Source organism: Allobosea sp. Leaf344 (assembly GCF_001426225.1).
Taxonomy (GTDB): Bacteria; Pseudomonadota; Alphaproteobacteria; order Rhizobiales; family Beijerinckiaceae; genus Allobosea.
This window is the reverse complement of the sequence record NZ_LMRT01000004.1, coordinates 1-1,431: the sequence shown is the minus strand read 5'-3', so window position 1 is coordinate 1,431 and position 1,431 is coordinate 1. Positions and strand designations below refer to the sequence as shown.

Sequence of the window (1,431 nt, the reverse complement as noted above, 5' to 3'; positions counted from 1 at the left end):
GGCGTGGTCGAAGCCCCGCCTCAGCTCACGATGGAGATGGCAAGCCTGGTCCGCTTCAAGACTTCGACGCTGACGGCGTTCGGTCTGCAGCGGAACGGCGTCTGGGGCGAGGAAACGACCTCCCAGAAGATCGAGCATCTCGGCCTGATGCTGGGAGCGCTGGCGGCCTCGCCCAACGGCGCTGTCCGAGGCTATGGCGTACCGCTCCGGCACCTAACATTCGGCCTGCTCGTCTTCCCCGGCGTCTGGGACTGGTACGTCCAGTGGCGCGAGCGGAAGCGCGGCTTCTATACCGCTTGGGAGATAGACATGCTCCGCATCGCGCTGGCCCTGACACGGCAAGAGACTGGTTGGCTCCGGCAGCACGGACAACTCGTCTATCGCGTCCAGCCCATCCCGGGGCTGGTTTCGCCGGAGGAGATCGAGCGGGCGAAGGCCGATTGGCATGGCGCCTGCGACGCCTTCTTCAAGCACGCCACCGGACGCGTGAAGGAGATCCAGCGCGTCGCCCGCGTTCACCGCGATCCGTTCGAGCCGATCATGCCGGTGCTCGAAGCCGATAGTCCCGTCGGGGAATATCGCAAAATCACCGAAGAAATCCTCAACCGGATGCCCGATCCCTTGCGTTACCCTCGGCAGTCTGCGGAGGCCGTACGCTCATTCCTGATGCTGCGGTTTGGCCTGCACCTCGGGCTTCGGCAAAAGAACCTCCGTCAGCTCATGGTCTGTCCGCGCGGTCAGCCTCCCCGCTTGGAACGACAGCTGGAGGAGCTCAAGCGAGGCGAGTTGCGCTGGAGCGAGCGGGACAGCGGCTGGGAGGTCCTGATCCCATCCGTCGCCTTCAAGAACGCGACATCGTCCTATTTTGGCAGCAAGCCGTTTCGACTGGTCCTGCCTGACCTCGGCGGCCTCTACCAGCACATCGACGCTTACGTCTCGCGCCACCGCCGCGTCTTGCTTGCAGGCGCCGAGGACCCCGGCACGTTCTTCGTGAAGACGATCAAGCGAACGAGCTCGGACGCGGCCTACGACCAGACCACCTTTTACGAAGCGTGGCGGCTGACGATCCAGCGCTACGGAATCTACAATCCCTTCACCGGGCGAGGCGCGATCCCGGGCCTACTGCCCCACGGGCCGCACAACGTACGCGACGTGCTAGCGACGCATATCTTGAAGCAGACTGGCTCCTACGAACAGGCGAGCTACGCGATCCAAGACACTCCTGAGATGGTGCAGAACCATTATGGCCGCTTCCTGCCGCAGGATAAGGCCGCGCTGGCCGCTCGGATCCTGAATCAGGTTTGGGAGGCGGCCTAACGATACGGTGCAGCAATGAGGTGAGTCGACCCGAACCGGTTCGCACAGGCAGAAGGGCTAGATGCGGGCCGCCTTACGCAAAGGCGAGATCCGCCAACTGGCTGCATCGTCGAG

Annotated in this window: 1 pseudogene; it reads left to right on the top strand. The window is 63.8% G+C overall.

The annotated features are described in order from the left end of the window. Positions 1–1,317: pseudogene (locus ASG72_RS05730) on the top strand (hypothetical protein); the annotation flags it as partial. Positions 1,318–1,431: the final 114 nt, after the last annotated feature.